The sequence below is a fragment of the Collinsella ihumii genome (genome assembly GCF_900046475.1).
GTDB classification, from domain to species: Bacteria; Actinomycetota; Coriobacteriia; order Coriobacteriales; family Coriobacteriaceae; genus Collinsella; species Collinsella ihumii.
This window is the reverse complement of sequence record NZ_FCOU01000013.1, coordinates 1-16,467: the sequence shown is the minus strand read 5'-3', so window position 1 is coordinate 16,467 and position 16,467 is coordinate 1. Positions and strand designations below refer to the sequence as shown.

The window sequence follows — 16,467 nt, the reverse complement described above, 5'->3', positions numbered from 1 at the left end:
CCGAGCCGGCACCAATCCCCCATGCGAGGTTACGCACCGGTTAACGAAAACGCATAAAATACTTTGCTATGCTAGAGTTAGGCGCACTTTGCAATCGACTCAGGTCTGGAGGTCGCGTATATATGGCACGCGTGCACAACTTCTCCGCCGGCCCCGCCGCCCTTCCGCTCGAAGTGCTCGAGCAGACGGCGTCCGAGCTGATCGACTACCGCGGATGCGGCATGTCCGTGCTGGAGATGAGCCACCGTTCGGCCGCATACCAGCGCATCTACGATGAGACCGAGGCCTGCCTACGACGCATCCTGAGCATTCCCGACACCTACCAGGTGCTCTTCCTGCAGGGCGGGGCGACGCTCGAGTTCGCCGCCATCCCGCTGAACCTCATGCGTCGCGGGCGGGCGGGCTACGTGGTATCGGGCAACTTCGCCAAGAAGGCCTGGGAGGAGGCCCGCCGCTACGGCGAGGCGGTCGCGCTCGCCTCGAGCGAGGACACGAACTTCGACTGCATCCCCGATCTTTCCCCCATCGCCGAGCGCGCCGCATGCGGCGACCTCGACTACATCCACATCTGCCAGAACAACACCATCTTCGGCACGATGTACCACGAGCTCCCGAGCACCGGCGAGGCGCCGCTCGTGGCCGACGTGTCGAGCTGCTTCCTCTCGATGCCGCTCGACATCGAGCGCTACGGGGTCGTCTACGCGGGCGCACAGAAGAACGCGGGCCCCGCGGGCGTGACCGTCGTCATCGTACGCCGGGACCTGATCGAGGACGGGCCGGCGCTGCCCATCTGCCCGACCTATCTCGATTGGCGCACCCAGGCGGCGAAGGGCTCCATGCTCAACACGCCCAACACGTTCGGCATCTACCTGTGCGGCAAGGTCTTTGCCTGGATCGAGCGCACCGGCGGGCTCGCCGCCATGGAGCAGCGGAACCGCGCCAAGGCGGAGCTGCTCTACAACCTGCTCGACGGCAGCGACCTGTTCCACGGCACGGCCCAGCCCGCCTCGCGCTCGATCGCCAACGTGACGTTCAGGACCGCCTCCCCCGAGCTCGACGCCGCCTTCATCGCCGGCGCGCGCGAGCGCGGCATCGAGGGCATCGCGGGACACCGCCTCGTGGGAGGCATGCGCGCGAGCATCTACAACGCCGTCGACATGGCGTCGGTCGAGGCGCTCGCCGCGTACATGACCGAGTTCGAAGAGAGCCGGCGCACGCAGACGCGATCTTCGTAGCCCGCTGACACGCGGGCCCCTCTCGACCGTTACGGCAACACAACGAAGATCGACAAAGGAGATCGTTCCATGCGCTACATCAAGACCATCGATGACATCACCAAGGACGGCAACGTCGAGTTCGGCGAGGGCTACGAGTTCGTCGAGCACACCGAGGACGCCGACGCCATCCTCATGCGCTCCACCGACCTGCACGGCTACGAGCTTCCCGACGGCATCCGCGCCATCGCGCGCTGCGGGGCGGGCGTCAACAACATCCCCGTCGAGGAGTACGCCAAGCGCGGCGTCGTGGTGTTCAACTCCCCCGGCGCCAACGCCAACGCCGTGAAGGAGATCGTCATCGCCATGATGATCCTGTCCAGCCGCGGCATCGTCCAGTCCATGGAATGGGTGAGGAACAACGCCGGCGACCCCGACATCCTCGTCAACGCCGAGAAGGCGAAGAAGGCGTTCGTGGGCCACGAGCTCAAGGGCAAGCGCATCGGCGTCATCGGCCTGGGCAACGTGGGCTCCAAGGTCGCCAACGCAGCCGTGAGCCTCGGCATGAACGTGTACGGCTACGACCCGTTCATCTCCGTCGAGCACGCGTGGGCGCTCTCCCAGGACGTGCAGCGCGTGGGCACGCTCGAGGACCTGTGCCGCGGGTGCGACTACCTCACCCTCCACGTGCCGTCCAAGGCCGACACCGTCGGCATGATCTCCACCGAGCAGCTCGACCTGCTCGCCCCGGGCGCGGTGCTCGTCAACTTCGCGCGCGAGACCATCGTGGACGAGGACGCCGTGGACACCGCCCTGCATCGCGGGCAGCTGTCCTGGTTCGCCACCGACTTCGCCACGCCGAAGACCGTGCTCATGCCCAACACGTTCATCACCACGCATTCCGGCGCGGGCACGGGCGAGGCCGAGGCCAACTGCGCCGACATGGCGATCTCCGAGCTCAAGGACTACCTGGAGAACGGCAACATCGCGCACTCCGTGAACTATCCGGCCTGCTCCATGGGCAAGGCGCGCGCCGCGAGCCGCATCGCCTGCCTGCATGCCAACGTGCCGAACATGATCGGCCAGATCACGCGGATCCTGGCGGACGACAACGCCAACGTCCAACGCATGGTCAACGAGAGCGCGGGCGAGAACGCCTACACCATGTTCGACACCGACGAGCATCTCGACAGCAGCACGATCGAGGCGCTGAAGAGGATTCCCGCCGTCTACCGCGTGCGCGTTATCAAGTAGCACCAGCAACCGAAACGAGGAGTCGACATGTATTCCGCTTGGGAGCTCGCGCAGCAGCTCGTGGGGATCGACAGCTCCGACCCCGGGGCATATGAGGGCGAGATCGAGCAGGCCATCAAGCAGCTGGTCGAGCACCGGCTGGCGCAGATGCCCTCCGAGCTCGCGGCGTGCGTGGACATCGAGGAGCTCGAGGTGCTGCCCGGACGCTGCGACCTCATGGTCACCGTGCCCGGCACCACCGACGAGGAGCGACTTGTCTACATCTGCCATATGGACACCGTGACCTTGGGCGAGGGATGGAGCGACGACACGCCACCGCTCGGCGCGGTCGTGCGCGACGGGCGGCTGTACGGACGCGGCGCCTGCGATATGAAAGGCGGGCTCGCATGCGCCCTGTCGGCGCTGTTCTCGCTGCTCGACGAGGTCGAGCGCAAGCAAGCGCTGCCCCGGCGCGGATTCTCGCTCATCTGCTCAGTGGACGAGGAGGACCTGATGCGCGGCGTCGAGGCCGCGATCGAGGCCGGCTGGGTCGGCTCCGGCGAGTGGGTGCTCGACACCGAGCCCACCGACGGGCAGGTCCAGGTCGCGCACAAGGGGCGCACGTGGTTCGAGCTCACGATGGAGGGCGTGACGGCCCACGCGAGCCAGCCCTGGCAGGGAGCGGACGCCATCGCGGCCATGGCCGAGGCCCTGTGCTCGATTCGCCGCGCGTTCGCCGACCTGCCCGCCCACGGCGAGCTGGGACCCTCGACGGTCACGTTCGGCATGATCTCGGGCGGCTACCAGCCCTATGTCGTCCCCGACCGCTGCCAGGTCTCGATCGACATGCGCCTCGTGCCGCCAACGGACACGGCGGCCGCGCGCCGCATCGTGGAGGAGGCGTGCGCCGCCGCCGAGAGCGCCGTGCCGGGCACCCACGGCACCTATGTCATCACCGGCGACCGACCCGCCGTCGAGCGCGACCCCGACTCGCCCCTGCTCGCCGCCCTGCTTGCAAGCACCGAGGCCTGCGGCGCGCCCGCCGAGGTCGGCTTTTTCACGGGCTACACCGACACCGCCGTCATCGCGGGACGCTGCGCCAACCGCAACTGCATGAGCTACGGGCCGGGATCGCTCGCTCGCGCGCACAAGCCGGACGAATTCGTGCCGCGCGCCGACATCGAGCGCGTTGAGCGCGTGCTCACCGAGCTGACCCGTCGCGAGCTCTGGTGATAAGAAGCGCAAAGGTGCCCCTTCCCGCCTGCAGAAAGGGGCACCTTCCATTTGCCTAGACGATGAGCGCCATGAGCGGGATCGTGAGGATCGAGGCGAACACCGATAGGAACATACCCTGCATGACCGGCTTGGCGTCCATGCCGTACATGAGGCAGTACAGGATGCCGTTCGTCGCCACCGGCATGGCCTGGCCGAGCACGATGACCGACAGGATCAGCGGCGTCGCGGCGAACCCGCGCAGGGTCGCGAACAGCAGCAGCGGCACGCCGACCAGCCTCAGCGCGGTCGCCACGTAGGCGCGCCAGTTGCTCAGCATCTCGCGCGCCGAATAGTTCGCCAGCGACGAGCCGCAGATCAGCAGCGCCGCGGGCGTCGTGAAGGCGCCCACGTTGGACAGGCCGTCGCCGACCACGCCGAAATCGTTGATGCCGACGAGGGCGAACGCCAGCACGATCAGGCTCGCCACGAGCATGGGCGAGACGAGCCGCTTCGCGCTCGCGCGCAGGGCCTTGGCAAGGCCGCCTTCCGGCAAGCCCGAGATCATGAGCACGCCGATGCTGCTCGACAGGATGTACCAGGGGATGTTCGCGATGGCGGCGTAGAGCACCGCGTCGGGTCCGAGCACGGCGCTCAGCACGGGGAAACCGATGAAGCCCACGTTGCCGAACGCGATGACGAAGCTGTACGCGCCGGATTCGGGCGCGCGCATCAGCCTCGGGGCGATCAGCGCCACGATGACGGCCATGACGTAGCCCGCGGCGGACAGGGCGAGCAGCTGCAGCAGCTCGGTCGCCGGCGGCAGCTCGCGACCGCACACCGAGACCAGGATCATGCACGGCAGCGTGATGTTGATCACCAGCTTGGACAGCGCGCTGTCGAAATCTCCGCCCAGAAAGCCGAGCTTATGCGCCACGTAGCCGATCAGGATGGGGATGGCAAGCGTGACCATCTGCAGCGCCGTCTCGATAAATCCCATAGGTGGAGCTCGCATTCCCTCGTAGTGTGCAACAGGTGTATAAGAATACACCCAACGTCTTTCCTTTGGTTACATCATGGGGCTCCCCGCTACGCACGCCACGCGCGGCGCGTGCCCTGCGGTATGATGGTCGTGGTTCGACCGGCCGATCCACGATCAGAAAGGCATCCCATGCGCGTCCTCCCCTTCCCCTGCATCCGCCCCGTCCCTGAGCACGCCTCCGACGTCGCGGCCCTGCCCTACGACGTCTTCGACCGCGCGGAGGCAGCCGAATACGTGCGCACGAGGCCCCTGTCCTTCCTGAACATCGATCGTCCCGAGACGCAGTTCGCACCGGATCAGGACATGTACGCGCCGGAGGTCTACGCCCGCGCAGCCGAGGTGCTCGAGCAGCGCATCGAGGACGGGACGTACCTCTCGGATTCGAACCGCGCCTACTACATCTACGAGCTGCGGATGGACGGACATGCGCAGACGGGCGTGGTGGCCATCTGCTCAATCGACGAATACGAGGACGGCACCATCAAGCGCCATGAGCTCACGCGCGAGGACAAGGAGCGCGACCGCATCGAGCACATGCGCGCGCTCGGGTGCCAGACGGGCCCGATCTTTCTCACCTACCGCGACCAGCCGGTGCTCGACATCATCATCAACGCGGCGAAGGAGTCCTCGCCGATCTACCGCTTCACCGACGACGAGGGCGTGGAGCAGATCGTGTGGGAGGTCGCGCGCACCGATGCCGTCGAGGCGATCCACGCCATGTTCGAGCATGTCCCGTGCGCCTACATCGCCGACGGGCATCACCGCACCGCATCGGCCGTGAAGGTCGCACAGGCCATGCGCGACGAGGCGCGCGCCGCCGGCACGCTGACCGGCAAGGAGCCGTTCAACTTCTTCCTGTCCGTCCTGTTCCCGGCGAGCCAGCTGACGATCCTGCCGTACAACCGCGTGGTGGCAGATCGTGCGGGGCTGACCGTCGACGAGCTGCTCGCACGCGTGCGCGAAGCGGGCTTCACCGTCGACGCCGCCCCCGCGGCGGTGGTTCCCTCGTCCGCGGGAACGTTCGGGATGTTCACCGATGGGCGCTGGTGGCGGCTGGCCCTGGGCGAGGAGCTCGCCTCCCAGATCGCCGACGGAGACCCCGTCTCCGCGCTCGACGTGTCCGTGCTTCAGGAGCGCGTGCTCGCCCCGGTGCTGGGCATCGGCGACGTGCGCAGCGACCCCCGCATCTCCTTTGTGGGCGGCATCCGAGGCGTGGACGAGCTCGAGCGCCGCGCGGGCGCCGAGGGCGTGGCGTTCTCGATGTACGCCACCTCCATCGACCAGCTGCTCGCCGTGGCGGATGCGGGCCTGCTCATGCCGCCCAAGTCGACCTGGTTCGAGCCCAAGCTCCGCAGCGGCCTGTTCATCCACCGCATCGCCCGCCCCTAATGGGTCATTTGGGGACGGGTTCGTTTCAACCCATCCCGACGTGAGCGCGACATGGCACCTCAGAATGCCAGCACCCGCAGGATTCTCGCGAGTCCTGCGGGCGCTCTTTTCGTCCGGACGGCCTCAGCCCTCCTTCTGCTCCTCGCTCGTCACGATGCGATCGAGCGAGAAGGCCGAACCATCGAAGGAAAACAGCATGATGGAGCAGTTGCCCGGCAGGTCGACCCTGCCGCTATCCTCATAGCCCAGCGCGTGCGCGAGGAACTCGCGACAAGACGAACCGGAGGACACGGCGAGCACGCACTCGTGACCGGGCCGCCGCATGATCTCGGACAGCGTCTCGACCATGCGCCTCCTGACCTCCATCTGGCCCTCCCCGCCGAAGCGCTTGAAGAAGTCGCCCCAGGGCTTAGGGAACATAATGTTGGAATGCTCCGCCTCGAAGGTGCCGAAATACCATTCGCGAAGACCGTCCTCGCAGCTATAGGGCATACCGGTGATGCATTCGAGCGTTCGCTGCGTCCGCGTGAGCGTCGAGGCGTATGCGTGATCGAACACGACGCCCTCGCGCTCGAGGTACGCCCCGGCGCGACGCGCCTGCTCCCAACCGAGATCCGTGAGGGGCGAGTCGCACCAGCCTTGAATCAGCCCCTTGACGTTGAACAGCGTCTCACCGTGGCGCACAAGATAGAGATGTCTGGTCATCAGGGTTCCCACCGCCTTACAATCCGACAATCCGCGGCGCTACATCGCACGGTTCTTCGCCGCCGCGGCGCGGGCGGCGTCGATCACCGCGGCGCGAAAGCCGCCGGACTCGAGCGCGGATACGGCCTCGATCGTCGTGCCCGCGGGCGAGGACACCATGTCCTTCAGCACCGCCGGGTGCACCCCGGTCTCAAGCAGGTACTTCGCCGTGCCCAGCACCGCCTGCTCGGCGAAGGTGTAGGCCTGCGCGCGCGGCATGCCCTCGGCCACGGCTGCATCGGCCAGGGCCTCGATGAACACGCATACGTACGCAGGCGAGCTGCCGGACGCGGCGATCACGGCGTCGATGAGGTGCTCGGGCACCACCTCGGCGCGGCCGAAGCTTTCGAACAGCTCCTGCACGCGCGCGCACTCCTCGGCGCTCACCTGCGCGTTCGGCGTCAGCGAGCTCATGCCCGCAAGCACCATCGCCGGCAGGTTGGGCATCACGCGCACGATCTTGCGCTCGGAGCCCAGCAGGCCCTCCAGGCGCGCGAGCGTCACGCCGGCGGCGATGGACACCACGAGCGCATCGGGCACCACGGCGTCGGCGAACCCACGCACCACGTCGTCCAGATACTGCGGCTTCACCGCGATGATGACCATGGCCGCGTCGCGCACCGCCTCGACGTTGTCGCAGGTGCCCGCGCACCCCAGCTCGCCAGCCAGCCGTGTGGACGCCGCCTCGCTCACGTCCGACACCACGATGTCGCCCGCGTCGATGAGGCCCGCGCCCACGATGCCCTTCACGATCGCGCTGCCCATGTTGCCGCAGCCGATGAGGGCCAATTCCTTATGCATGATGCTTGTCCTTTCCCGTGATACGAATGGTTCAGCGTCTCCCCAGAGCCGCTAAAACGCCTGCTCCGTACGGTTGATGATCTCGTCTTGCAGCTCGCGGCCCAGGTTACACCACTTTTCGGAGAAGCCCGCCACGCGCACGATGAGGTCGCGGTAGTTCTCCGGGTGCTCGCGCGCGTCGAGCAGCGTGGCGCGATCGATGATGTTGAACTGGATGTGGTGCCCGCCCATGTCGAAGTAGGTGCGCACGAGGTCGGCCAGGTTCTCCAGGCCGCGCTCGCCCTCGATGGCCGCCGGCGCGAACTTCTGGTTCAGCAGCGTGCCTCCCGTGGAGGCGTGATCCATCTTGGCACACGACGCGATCACGGCGGTCGGGCCGTTCACGTCCGCCCCGCGCTCCGGCGAGATGCCGTCGGAGACCGGCTCGCCCGCCAGGCGTCCCGACGGGGACGCTCCCGTGACCTCGCCGAAATAGATATGGCAGGTGGTGGGCAGCATGTCGACGCGCCACTCGCCGCGGCGCATGTTGGGGCGCCCGGTCACCGCGTCGCGGAAGCACGCGAACACCGAGCGCATGATGTCGTCGGCGTAATCGTCGTCGTTGCCGTACTTGGGCGTGCGGCGGCTCACCATGCCGTGCAACGCCGCGAAGCGCTCGCCCTCGAAGTTGGCGTCGAGCGCATCCATCATCTCGCCCATCGACACCCGGTGCTCGTCGAACACGTTGAGGCGCAGCGACGCCAGCGCGTCGGTGATGGAGCCGATACCCACGCCCTGCAGGTAGGTGGTGTTGTAGCGCGCGCCGCCGGCGTTGTAGTCCTGGCCGCGCGCGATGCAGTCCTCGGTCATGATAGACATGAACGGCACCGGGTTTAGCCGTGCGCACAGCTGCGTGTTGATGTTGGAGCCGCGCACCTTGATGTCGATGAAGTGGCGCATCTGGGCGCAGTAGGCGTCGAACAGCTCGTCGTAGCTGGCAAAACCGCGCGGATCGCCCGTCGTGAGGCCGATGAGCTTGCCCGTGCGCGGGTCCACGCCGTTATGCAGCGTGACCTCGAGGATCTTGGGCAGGTTGAAGTAGCCCGTCAGCGGATAGGCCTCGTAGCCCCAGCAGCCCGTCTCCACGCAGCCCGACGCCCCGCCACGGCGCGCATCGGCCAGGCTCTTGCCGGCCGCCAGCAGCTCGTCGACGATCTCCTCGGTGCTGTAGAAGGCCGGCTGGCCCCATCCGGCGCGCGCCACCTCGCAGGCGCGCAGCAGGAAGCGGCGCGGCGTCTTGCGCGAGATCTGCACGTTGGAGTTCGGCTGGATGAACATCATCTCGTCCATGCAGTCCAAGATGAGGTAGGACACCTCGTTCACGCCGTCGGCGCCATCGGGCGTGATGCCGCCGGTGTTGATGTTGGCGAAATCGCTGTACGTGCCGCTCTCCTTGAGCGTCACGCCCACCTTGGGCGGCGCGGGCTGGTTGTTGAACTTCACCCACAGGCATTCCAGCAGCTCGAGCGCGCGGTCGCGGTCGAGCGCGCCAGACGCCACGTCGGCGCGGTAGTGGCCGATGAGATGCTGGTCGAGGCGGCCGGGCGTGTAGGCGTCCCACGGGTTCGTCTCGCTCGTGATGGCCAGGTGGATGAACCAGTAGCGCTGGATCCACTGCCAGAACGTCTGCGGGCGCTCGGTCGCGACGACGCGGCAGTTCTCGGCGATCTGCGACAGCTCGGCGGCGCGCACGGGATCGGACTCATCGGCCGCCATGGCGCTCGCCAGCTCGGCGTAGCGGATGGCCAGCGTCTGCACGCCCTCGAGGGCGATAAGCATGCCCGAGAGCTCGTCGCGCTTGGCCACGGCGTGCTCGTCGGCCAGGTAGTCGAGGCTCGCCAGCGCGGCCTCGATGTCGGCGCGGATCTCGCCGAAGCCCGCGCGCACGCCGCGCTCGGAGCCCAGGCAGGTGTGCCCGCCGGCACGCTGCTCGTAGAACTCGGTGAAGATGCCGGCCTCGTAGGCGTCGTGCCAGGCGGGCTCCTGCGCGCGCATGATGGCGTCGCGGCTCGCGCGGCCCGTCCAGTACGGGATCACGATGTCGCGCTGCGCGGCCAGGTCGTCCTCGGTGACGGTGAAGTTGACCTGCTCGCGGTCGTTCATGTTGTGCATGTCCTCGAGCGTGTGGCAGCACAGCTCGGGGAAGGTGGGCGCCGCCTGCGGGCCGCGACCCTTCTCGCCCACGATAAGCTCGCCCGGCTCGATGGAGATGCTCTTGTGCGCAAAGTAGTCGCGCAGCACCAGACCGCGCAGCTCAGGGGTGGAGACCGTGCCCTCGTAGCGCAGGTAGGTCGCCGTCTCGATGAGCGCCCGCTCCATGTCGAGGTAGGGCTGGGTGGTCTCGGACTGATGGCGCAGCCGCTTCACGCGCTCGTTCATGCCGCGGTCGTCCTCCCACGTGGCATGCGACGTGGTCCGCGTGGGCGCGGTATGCGAGCGCACCGCGGCGAGCGCGTCGCGGATCGCCTGGAAGCGCGGGTCGTCGAGCGTGGAGGATGCGGCGGTCTGGCGGATGCCCGACGGCTTGCCTGCCTCCATGGCGACCTCCCCCGTATCGGTGTTCCCTGTCATATCAACCCCCGATTTCCACCTGCAAGAAGCCGCGCTCGCGCAGCAGGTCGCGCAGGTGCTCCATCGTCTGCGCCGGGGGCACCGCGAACGCGCCAGCCGGCGCGGCGCGACCCAGGCGCGCGTACTTTCCATTACCCGTTGTATGATACGGCAGCAGGCTCACCGGGCACAGCCCCGCATGCGACTTGATGACCTCCGCGGCGGCGATGATATCGTCGTCGCCGCTGTTCACGGGCTCGACGATGGGCATGCGCACGTTGATATGCGCGCCGTGTTCCGCGAGGTAGGCCAGGTTCTCCAAGATGGCCCCGTTCGGCGCGCCCGTGAGCGCCCGATGGGTCGTCTCGTCGGCAGCCTTGATGTCATAGAGCCAGAGGTTCACGAAAGGCAGCAGCCGCTCCAGATGCGCGCGGGGCGCCGCGCCGCACGTGTCCGCCGCCACGTGCACGCCCTCCTCGCGCAGCAGGCGGCAAAGCTCGACCAGGTAATCGATGTCCTGTGCCAGGCACTCCCCGCCCGACAGCGTGACGCCGCCGCCCGATTTCTCGTAGAACATGCGGTCGCGCAGTCGGAGTTGGTGATGACCCTGTGTCTTATACACATCTAGATGTGTATAAGAGGCAGACCAGGGCCTGCGGACGCTTCGTTTTGAATTTGGTATCAAGTCTTGGGCAATAAGGGCCACGTAAGAGCGAATCGGATACCCCTTCCGAGGCCTCCGGAATCGATCGTGTGGAAAAAACGCAGGTCACAGGCTTGTCAAATATGGCCGCTTCCCTTTCGTACTTCCCAATTTGATACCAAATTCATTTTCAGGAAACCCTGACCCCCTCGTTCCTGCGGTTATGCGGTGCGGTTTCCCTATCTGACGCATACGGGACCTCGGGATCCGCCCGGCCCGTGCCCCCTACTCCCCGCTCGTGCGCACCCAGTTGCGGTCGAAGTCGCGCAGCAGCAGGAATATCATGGCGACTCCGAATGCGAGCGGGCGGGTGTCATCGTCCTCAAGCTCGATGCGAAAGACCGGACGGCCCGACGAGCGCAGCGCCGTCACCGTGGCGATGCGTCCGCCCTGGCGCCAGATGCTGAACTCGTCGCCCAGCACCGCGCCCTCGACGCCCACGCCCTCGCCCTCGATGGTGTAGACGGTTCGAAACTCGCCCGGCTTCCATTCGCGCCTCACCTGCACGCGCTCGAACCCCGGCACGCGCAGCTGATACACCGGATCGAAGGTCGCCCTGCCTCGATGGATGGTGCCCACGGCCTCTCCCGCACCGTTCTCGATGCGATAGTTGCTCATGCTGAACAGCGCGAACGTCCGCACCAGGCGAAACTCCGGCATGCCGGCGCGCACGGCATCGATGCGCTCGTAGTTGCCGAACACCACGCTACCCTGCGGCTCGGGCATGGTGAGCGTGATGGGCGCGTCGGCATCCTGTGCGCCGGCAGCCTCCGCGGTGGAAACCCGCTCAGAATCAGCCCCTTGGGCGCTCGAATCGGACAATTCCGGCCCCACCACCAGCAGGCGATTCCGATCGCGCGCGATGGCCCGCGCCATCACGTTCGCATCGCCCTTCACCATCTCGTCGATGGTGACGCCGAACAGGGCGCTCATGAGGATGAAGCTTTGGATATCCGGCGTCGTCGCGCCCGTCTCCCAGTTCGATACGGTGTTGCGCGACACCCAGATGGCGTCGGCCAGATCCGCCTGCGACATCCCCAGCGCCTCGCGCCCGCGCCTGATCTGCTCGCTCACGTTCATGACGGCATCCTTCCACTTTGCCGCGGCCCATGCGGCTACCTACCGTGTACCCCCACTGCAGCACAGGCGAAGCGAACGCGCTGCCCAAAGCCTTTGGCATAGCGGCAAACGGCCGGCAGACGCGGGCGAAAGACGGCACGTGTCCTCCATCGGGAGACACGCGCGCATGACGGGGATGCCGTCAACCGGCCATGCGGAAATGCCCCACGATGTCGCCGCGGCGGGACTCCAGGAGGTCCTCTTCGTAGCGCAGCTGAAATGCGCTTTGGTGGTGGATCACATAGGGTGTGCCGCGGCTGTTACGATAGTCGGAGACGATGCCCACGTGCCCCTCGAACATCACGATGTCCCCGGGCTGCCACGAGGAGAGATCCTCCGGATTATTCGTGAGGCGTTGGGCATGGCGCTCGAAGTACACGAGCTGGTTGCCCGTCCTGCGGAAGTCGATGGCGGCATCGGGCGTCTCCACGTCATACGCCTCCGGGGCAGCCGCGATATCATCGGCGATGAGTTTCTGCAGGTCATAGCCCGCATCGCGCAACGCGAACGCGACGACATCCGTGCACACGCCGAAGCCGTCATCCGGATATCCGTTCGCGTAATATGCGCTTCGATAGCGCGGCCGGGTCCGAACATACGCGAGCGCCGCCTCGAGAATGTCCTGGCCGTCCTCAATGCCGTCCCCGTCGCGATCAACATGCGACCCGTCGTCGACGAAAAGTATGTCCATGTAATGCTCCGGGCGCTCGGCGGACGTCATGTTCACCGCACCCGTCGCGACGAGGACGGCAGCGACGAGCGTGAACAGCAGAAGAATCCCGCCCAGAGCTGCCGTAACGCGATGCCTCATCTGCCTTCTCATCGCAATCCCTCCCGTACCGAGCATGCTTCGAACGCGTCGATGCGCGATGTTCCCCTCCAGTTTATCAGCCCATCCTTTCGCGCTTGAAACGGGACGATTCGGTCTTGACCTTACCGTTACGTAAAGCGCTATCGTGGAGCTCGAAGGAGGGGCCATGAACGGATACCGCATCGGGGAGCTCGCGCGCATGGCGGGGATCACCACGCGCACACTGCGCTTTTACGAAGAGGTGGGGCTGCTTGCGCCCTCGGGCCGCAGCGAACGCGGCTATCGGCTGTACTGCAGCGCGGACGCCGATCGGCTGCAGGAAATCTTGCTGCTGCGCCGCTGCGGCGTAGCGGTGCGCGACATCGGCCCGCTGCTGAGCACCTCGCCCGCAGAGCGCGCTGAGCTGCTCGCACGCCATCTTGGCCGCCTGCGCGACGAGCGGCTCCGCCTGACGCGCCTCATCGCCACCGTCGAGCGAACGCTCGCGACTTTGGAAGGAGCTGGGTCCATGACCGATATCGAGAAGTTCGAAGGTTTCAAACGGGATCTCGTGGATAAGAACGAAAAGCGCTACGGAGCCGAGGTGCGCGAGCGCTATGGAAACGACGCGGTCGACGAGAGCAACAGGAAGATGCTGAAAATGAGCAAGCAGGAGTATGCGGATTTCCGTGCACTGGAGGAGCAGATCCGCTCCGAGCTGGAGAGGGCCGTCGACGCGGGAGACGATCCCGCGGGCGAGACGGGCGAACGGATCTGCAGCATGCACCGCACCTGGCTGGGCTACACCTGGCCCGCCTATTCCGCCGAAGCGCATCGCGGACTGGCGGAGAGCTACGTGGCAGACGATCGGTTCCGCAGCTACTACGACCGCTCCGTCGAGGGCTGCGCCGCATGGCTGCGCGACGCGATCGTCGCGCACGCGCGGTAGGCGGCGCTTTTCGGGAGGGGCGCCGGTTGCTGCGCCTTTCGCCCGCCCGACGGTTCGGCGGCTCCCCTTGATGCGCATGTGCGATAATCGATGCCCTCAGCGAAAGCGAGGCGCACCGCGACCGTGGTGCACGGACGACGAGCAAGGAGACGCATGGTCTGCATCCGCACACTCTATATAGATGCTGACGCCTGTCCCGTCCTGCGCGAGGCGCTCACCTGCGCACGATGCGCCCATATTCCCGTCGTCATCGTCGGCAACACCACGCAGAACCTTGCGCGGCACATCAGGCGCGACGACCCGCGCGACGCCGAGCATGCCCGCGGGCGCACGGCAGATCGCCCCGGGTTTTGGGTCGATATCGTCGATGTGTCGATCGGTGCCGACAGCGCGGACTTCGCCATCGTCGAGCGCCTGCAGCCTGACGACGTGGTCGTCACGCAGGATATCGGGCTGGCGAGCATGGTGCTCGGGCGCGGGGCGGCGGCCATCGGGGTGCGCGGGCGCGTGTACTCGAGGGCGACGATCGACATGGACCTGTTCATCCGCCACGAAGAGAAGAAGGTGCGACGGACCGGCGGGCGCACGCGGGGGCCGGCGGCGTTTACCGACGAGGATCGCGAGCGGTTCGTTCGCAACCTGTCGCAGCTCCTGGCTTCGTGAAACGCTGATCGCAGGGCTCGCTGTCGATGCGCGGTCTCTATGGGGGCGCCCTCCCGCGCATGAGGTGCCGCCGGACAGCTCCGGAAGGCGACGGCGCCGATCCGTCATCGCACCGAACATGAGCTACGTCACCCTCGCTTGCGCCACGTTGCGCAAAAGTGGCTAGATATTTCGAATTTGCTGTTGACCCGCGCCGGCTCGGATGTCCGAGTCGGCTGGTTTGGCTATATTGGCTGGTTCTGACGGCGGGATGAGAGGCCCATTCGTCCCGAATCGGGCCCCGTCAAGGGGAGATGAACCGGAAGCACAGGCTCCAGGCACATCGGCACGGGGTTTCTTACAGCAAAATAGAAATTTCTAGCCACTTTGCCATCAGCGGGTGATAACGGAGGACCCGTTCGCACGGCTGGGACGCTCCGAGGCGACCTCGCGCCTCCGCACGGACCCATCCGCCCTGCCCTACAGCCCCGCCGCCATCAGCACGAAGCCCCAGACCACCGCGATCACGTACAGCAGGGCCAAGATGATGACGTTCTCGCGCGCGTTGTGGTTCGTGCGGAACAGCACCAAAAAGCCCACGCCCGCCGATACGAGCGTGCCGGCCATGAGCGGTCCGAACCCGAGCACGCCCTCCAGGTACAGCTGCGTGATGACCACGCTTGCCGCGCAGTTCGGGACGAGACCGACAAACGCCGACGCGAACACCGCGAGCGCCTGGTTGCCGGCAACGAACGAGGCGAGCGCACCCTCGCCCACCGTCTCGAGGATCGCGATGAGCGCGAACGTCACGACGAAGATGAACACGGTCACCTGCACGGTGTGGGACACGGCGCTCAGCACGATCGAGCGCAGGGCGCCGTGACCATGGTCGTGCCCGTGCCCCTCATGCGCATGGTCGTGATGGTCGGCGTCGTCGTCGCACCCGCAGTGGTCGTGCTCGCACAGACGATGGATGTGCGAAGCGCCCTCGCCCGCTTCCGCCATCTCGTCGAGCAGGTCGCGCCCCTCCTCGGCACCGCGCGCGGCACGGCGCAGCGCGGTATGGGCGCGCGCGTTCCTGCGCAGCACGCGCAGGCCGAGATCGATGCCCAGGCCGGTGATCGCGGCGACCGCCGCCTTGGCGAGCAGCACGAACGCAAGCGAGCCGGCGTCGGTCCGCTCCGCCAGAAGCATCGGCAGCATCTCGTCGGACGTGGACAGGAAGACCGCGACGAGCGTACCGAGCGTGATGACGCGTCCCGCGTACAGCGTCGCGCCCATGGCGGAGAACCCGCACTGCGGCACGATGCCGAGCAGCGCTCCCACCACCGGGCCCGCCGCGCCCGCACGACGCACCGCCGCGTTGACGCGCTCGCCCGCCGCATGCTCAAGCGCCTCGAGCGCCAGATAGGTTACCAGCAGGAACGGCACGAGCGGCAAGGTGTCCTCGACCGCATGCTCGAGCAGATGAAGAAGAAGTTCCATGGAGCGCAGCTCCCTTTCGTATAATCGTCTTCCGGCAGATAAGGTTAGTACCCATTTGTACGCCGTGTGTGAAACGACCGAGGATGTTCCGGCATCAACACAAGTTCCGGTATTGTATCCACGTTAGTTGCATAAGGCAAACTATTCACAAGAACACGAGAGGTGACCAGCGTGAACGTCAACCAGGCACTCGAGTACTCGATGCAGCCCTTTATCCCCATGTTCATCTACGGCGACTACGACGCCATGGAGTCCGAGCGCCAGCGCGGCGAGGAGGCCATGAAGGCCCTTATCGACGAGTGGCGCGTGAACGACGAGCCCGGGTTCTCGTTCGACGTGATCTTGGAGCTCGCCGACCGCAACCGCGAGCTGTGCGACCAGATCGGAGAGGCGCGCCTGCGCAACCTGTCCTCCCCGCTGCTCGCGCGCTCGCTTTCCGATGCCGACACCTGCGCGGGCATCGGCAAGCTGCAGGGCCGCGGCTGCCTCTTATACACACCTAGAGGTGTATAAGAGCAAGGTTCATCCGCCACGAAGAGAAGAAGGTGGGACGGG

The 16,467-nt window shown here is 66.5% G+C and carries 15 protein-coding genes; 7 read left to right on the top strand and 8 right to left on the bottom strand.

Features of this window, described 5'->3' with window-relative positions; translation table 11 throughout:
• The first annotated feature begins 122 nt into the window (after positions 1 to 122).
• The 3 genes from serC (at position 123) to BN3789_RS10955 (ending at position 3,680) form a co-directional block, all read left to right on the top strand.
• Entirely contained in the window at positions 123 to 1,235 is a 1,113-nt protein-coding gene (gene serC, locus BN3789_RS10965) for a 3-phosphoserine/phosphohydroxythreonine transaminase (protein ID WP_066834365.1), read from the top strand.
• A 69-nt stretch (positions 1,236 to 1,304) separates the two neighbouring features.
• Entirely contained in the window at positions 1,305 to 2,468 is a 1,164-nt protein-coding gene (locus BN3789_RS10960) for a phosphoglycerate dehydrogenase (protein ID WP_066834364.1), read from the top strand.
• 27 nt (positions 2,469 to 2,495) lie between these two features.
• Positions 2,496 to 3,680, top strand: a complete 1,185-nt coding sequence (locus BN3789_RS10955; protein WP_066834363.1) for a M20 family metallopeptidase — start codon at positions 2,496 to 2,498, stop codon at positions 3,678 to 3,680.
• A 55-nt stretch (positions 3,681 to 3,735) separates the two neighbouring features.
• Here the strand turns inward: BN3789_RS10955 and BN3789_RS10950 are convergent, their stop codons facing one another.
• Complete coding sequence (locus tag BN3789_RS10950) at positions 3,736 to 4,659, bottom strand: AEC family transporter (RefSeq protein ID WP_066834362.1); 924 nt, start codon at positions 4,657 to 4,659, stop codon at positions 3,736 to 3,738.
• A gap of 171 nt (positions 4,660 to 4,830) precedes the next feature.
• Between BN3789_RS10950 and BN3789_RS10945 the strand changes: the two genes are divergently transcribed.
• Complete coding sequence (locus BN3789_RS10945; protein ID WP_066834360.1) at positions 4,831 to 6,090, top strand: DUF1015 domain-containing protein; 1,260 nt, start codon at positions 4,831 to 4,833, stop codon at positions 6,088 to 6,090.
• Positions 6,091 to 6,213: 123 nt separating this feature from the next.
• Here the strand turns inward: BN3789_RS10945 and BN3789_RS10940 are convergent, their stop codons facing one another.
• From BN3789_RS10940 to BN3789_RS10915, 6 genes are all read right to left on the bottom strand, one after another.
• Positions 6,214 to 6,795, bottom strand: a complete 582-nt coding sequence (locus BN3789_RS10940; RefSeq protein WP_066834358.1) for a histidine phosphatase family protein — start codon at positions 6,793 to 6,795, stop codon at positions 6,214 to 6,216.
• Between the two features lie 39 nt (positions 6,796 to 6,834).
• Positions 6,835 to 7,635, bottom strand: coding sequence for a pyrroline-5-carboxylate reductase (gene proC, locus BN3789_RS10935; RefSeq protein ID WP_066834356.1), 801 nt, complete (start codon positions 7,633 to 7,635; stop codon positions 6,835 to 6,837).
• Positions 7,636 to 7,686: 51 nt separating this feature from the next.
• On the bottom strand, positions 7,687 to 10,245 hold the full coding sequence (gene hypD / locus BN3789_RS10930; protein ID WP_202615129.1) for a trans-4-hydroxy-L-proline dehydratase: 2,559 nt from the start codon (positions 10,243 to 10,245) through the stop codon (positions 7,687 to 7,689).
• A gap of 1 nt (position 10,246) precedes the next feature.
• Positions 10,247 to 10,801, bottom strand: a complete 555-nt coding sequence (locus tag BN3789_RS10925; RefSeq protein WP_066834354.1) for a radical SAM protein — start codon at positions 10,799 to 10,801, stop codon at positions 10,247 to 10,249.
• Between the two features lie 351 nt (positions 10,802 to 11,152).
• On the bottom strand, positions 11,153 to 12,007 hold the full coding sequence (locus BN3789_RS10920) for a helix-turn-helix domain-containing protein (protein ID WP_066834352.1): 855 nt from the start codon (positions 12,005 to 12,007) through the stop codon (positions 11,153 to 11,155).
• A 181-nt stretch (positions 12,008 to 12,188) separates the two neighbouring features.
• Positions 12,189 to 12,857 carry a DUF1287 domain-containing protein gene (locus BN3789_RS10915; protein ID WP_229254348.1) on the bottom strand — a complete coding sequence of 223 codons (669 nt, stop codon included), beginning with the start codon at positions 12,855 to 12,857 and terminating at the stop codon, positions 12,189 to 12,191.
• A gap of 166 nt (positions 12,858 to 13,023) precedes the next feature.
• On the opposite strand from BN3789_RS10915, the gene BN3789_RS10910 reads away from it, so the two are divergent.
• Together BN3789_RS10910 and BN3789_RS10905 are read left to right on the top strand one after the other, a co-directional pair.
• Positions 13,024 to 13,785, top strand: coding sequence for a MerR family transcriptional regulator (locus BN3789_RS10910; protein WP_066834350.1), 762 nt, complete (start codon positions 13,024 to 13,026; stop codon positions 13,783 to 13,785).
• Between the two features lie 153 nt (positions 13,786 to 13,938).
• Positions 13,939 to 14,448 carry a YaiI/YqxD family protein gene (locus BN3789_RS10905; protein ID WP_066834348.1) on the top strand — a complete coding sequence of 170 codons (510 nt, stop codon included), beginning with the start codon at positions 13,939 to 13,941 and terminating at the stop codon, positions 14,446 to 14,448.
• Between the two features lie 459 nt (positions 14,449 to 14,907).
• Here the strand turns inward: BN3789_RS10905 and BN3789_RS10900 are convergent, their stop codons facing one another.
• A complete protein-coding gene (locus BN3789_RS10900; RefSeq protein WP_066834346.1) occupies positions 14,908 to 15,912 on the bottom strand; it encodes a putative manganese transporter in 1,005 nt (334 codons plus the stop codon).
• A gap of 171 nt (positions 15,913 to 16,083) precedes the next feature.
• Between BN3789_RS10900 and BN3789_RS10895 the strand changes: the two genes are divergently transcribed.
• Entirely contained in the window at positions 16,084 to 16,425 is a 342-nt protein-coding gene (locus tag BN3789_RS10895) for a hypothetical protein (RefSeq protein WP_066834345.1), read from the top strand.
• Positions 16,426 to 16,467 lie beyond the last annotated feature (42 nt).

Coding starts and splice junctions, on each gene's coding strand:
- BN3789_RS10925 (WP_066834354.1), bottom strand. CDS start 10,801: ATGTTCTACGAGAAATCGGGCGGCGGCGTCACGCTGTCGGGCGGGGAG.
- BN3789_RS10950 (WP_066834362.1), bottom strand. CDS start 4,659: ATGGGATTTATCGAGACGGCGCTGCAGATGGTCACGCTTGCCATCCCC.
- BN3789_RS10940 (WP_066834358.1), bottom strand. CDS start 6,795: ATGACCAGACATCTCTATCTTGTGCGCCACGGTGAGACGCTGTTCAAC.
- BN3789_RS10945 (WP_066834360.1), top strand. CDS start 4,831: ATGCGCGTCCTCCCCTTCCCCTGCATCCGCCCCGTCCCTGAGCACGCC.
- BN3789_RS10915 (WP_229254348.1), bottom strand. CDS start 12,857: ATGAGGCATCGCGTTACGGCAGCTCTGGGCGGGATTCTTCTGCTGTTC.
- serC (WP_066834365.1), top strand. CDS start 123: ATGGCACGCGTGCACAACTTCTCCGCCGGCCCCGCCGCCCTTCCGCTC.
- BN3789_RS10955 (WP_066834363.1), top strand. CDS start 2,496: ATGTATTCCGCTTGGGAGCTCGCGCAGCAGCTCGTGGGGATCGACAGC.
- BN3789_RS10920 (WP_066834352.1), bottom strand. CDS start 12,007: ATGAACGTGAGCGAGCAGATCAGGCGCGGGCGCGAGGCGCTGGGGATG.
- BN3789_RS10960 (WP_066834364.1), top strand. CDS start 1,305: ATGCGCTACATCAAGACCATCGATGACATCACCAAGGACGGCAACGTC.
- proC (WP_066834356.1), bottom strand. CDS start 7,635: ATGCATAAGGAATTGGCCCTCATCGGCTGCGGCAACATGGGCAGCGCG.
- BN3789_RS10900 (WP_066834346.1), bottom strand. CDS start 15,912: ATGGAACTTCTTCTTCATCTGCTCGAGCATGCGGTCGAGGACACCTTG.
- BN3789_RS10905 (WP_066834348.1), top strand. CDS start 13,939: ATGGTCTGCATCCGCACACTCTATATAGATGCTGACGCCTGTCCCGTC.
- BN3789_RS10910 (WP_066834350.1), top strand. CDS start 13,024: ATGAACGGATACCGCATCGGGGAGCTCGCGCGCATGGCGGGGATCACC.
- hypD (WP_202615129.1), bottom strand. CDS start 10,245: ATGACAGGGAACACCGATACGGGGGAGGTCGCCATGGAGGCAGGCAAG.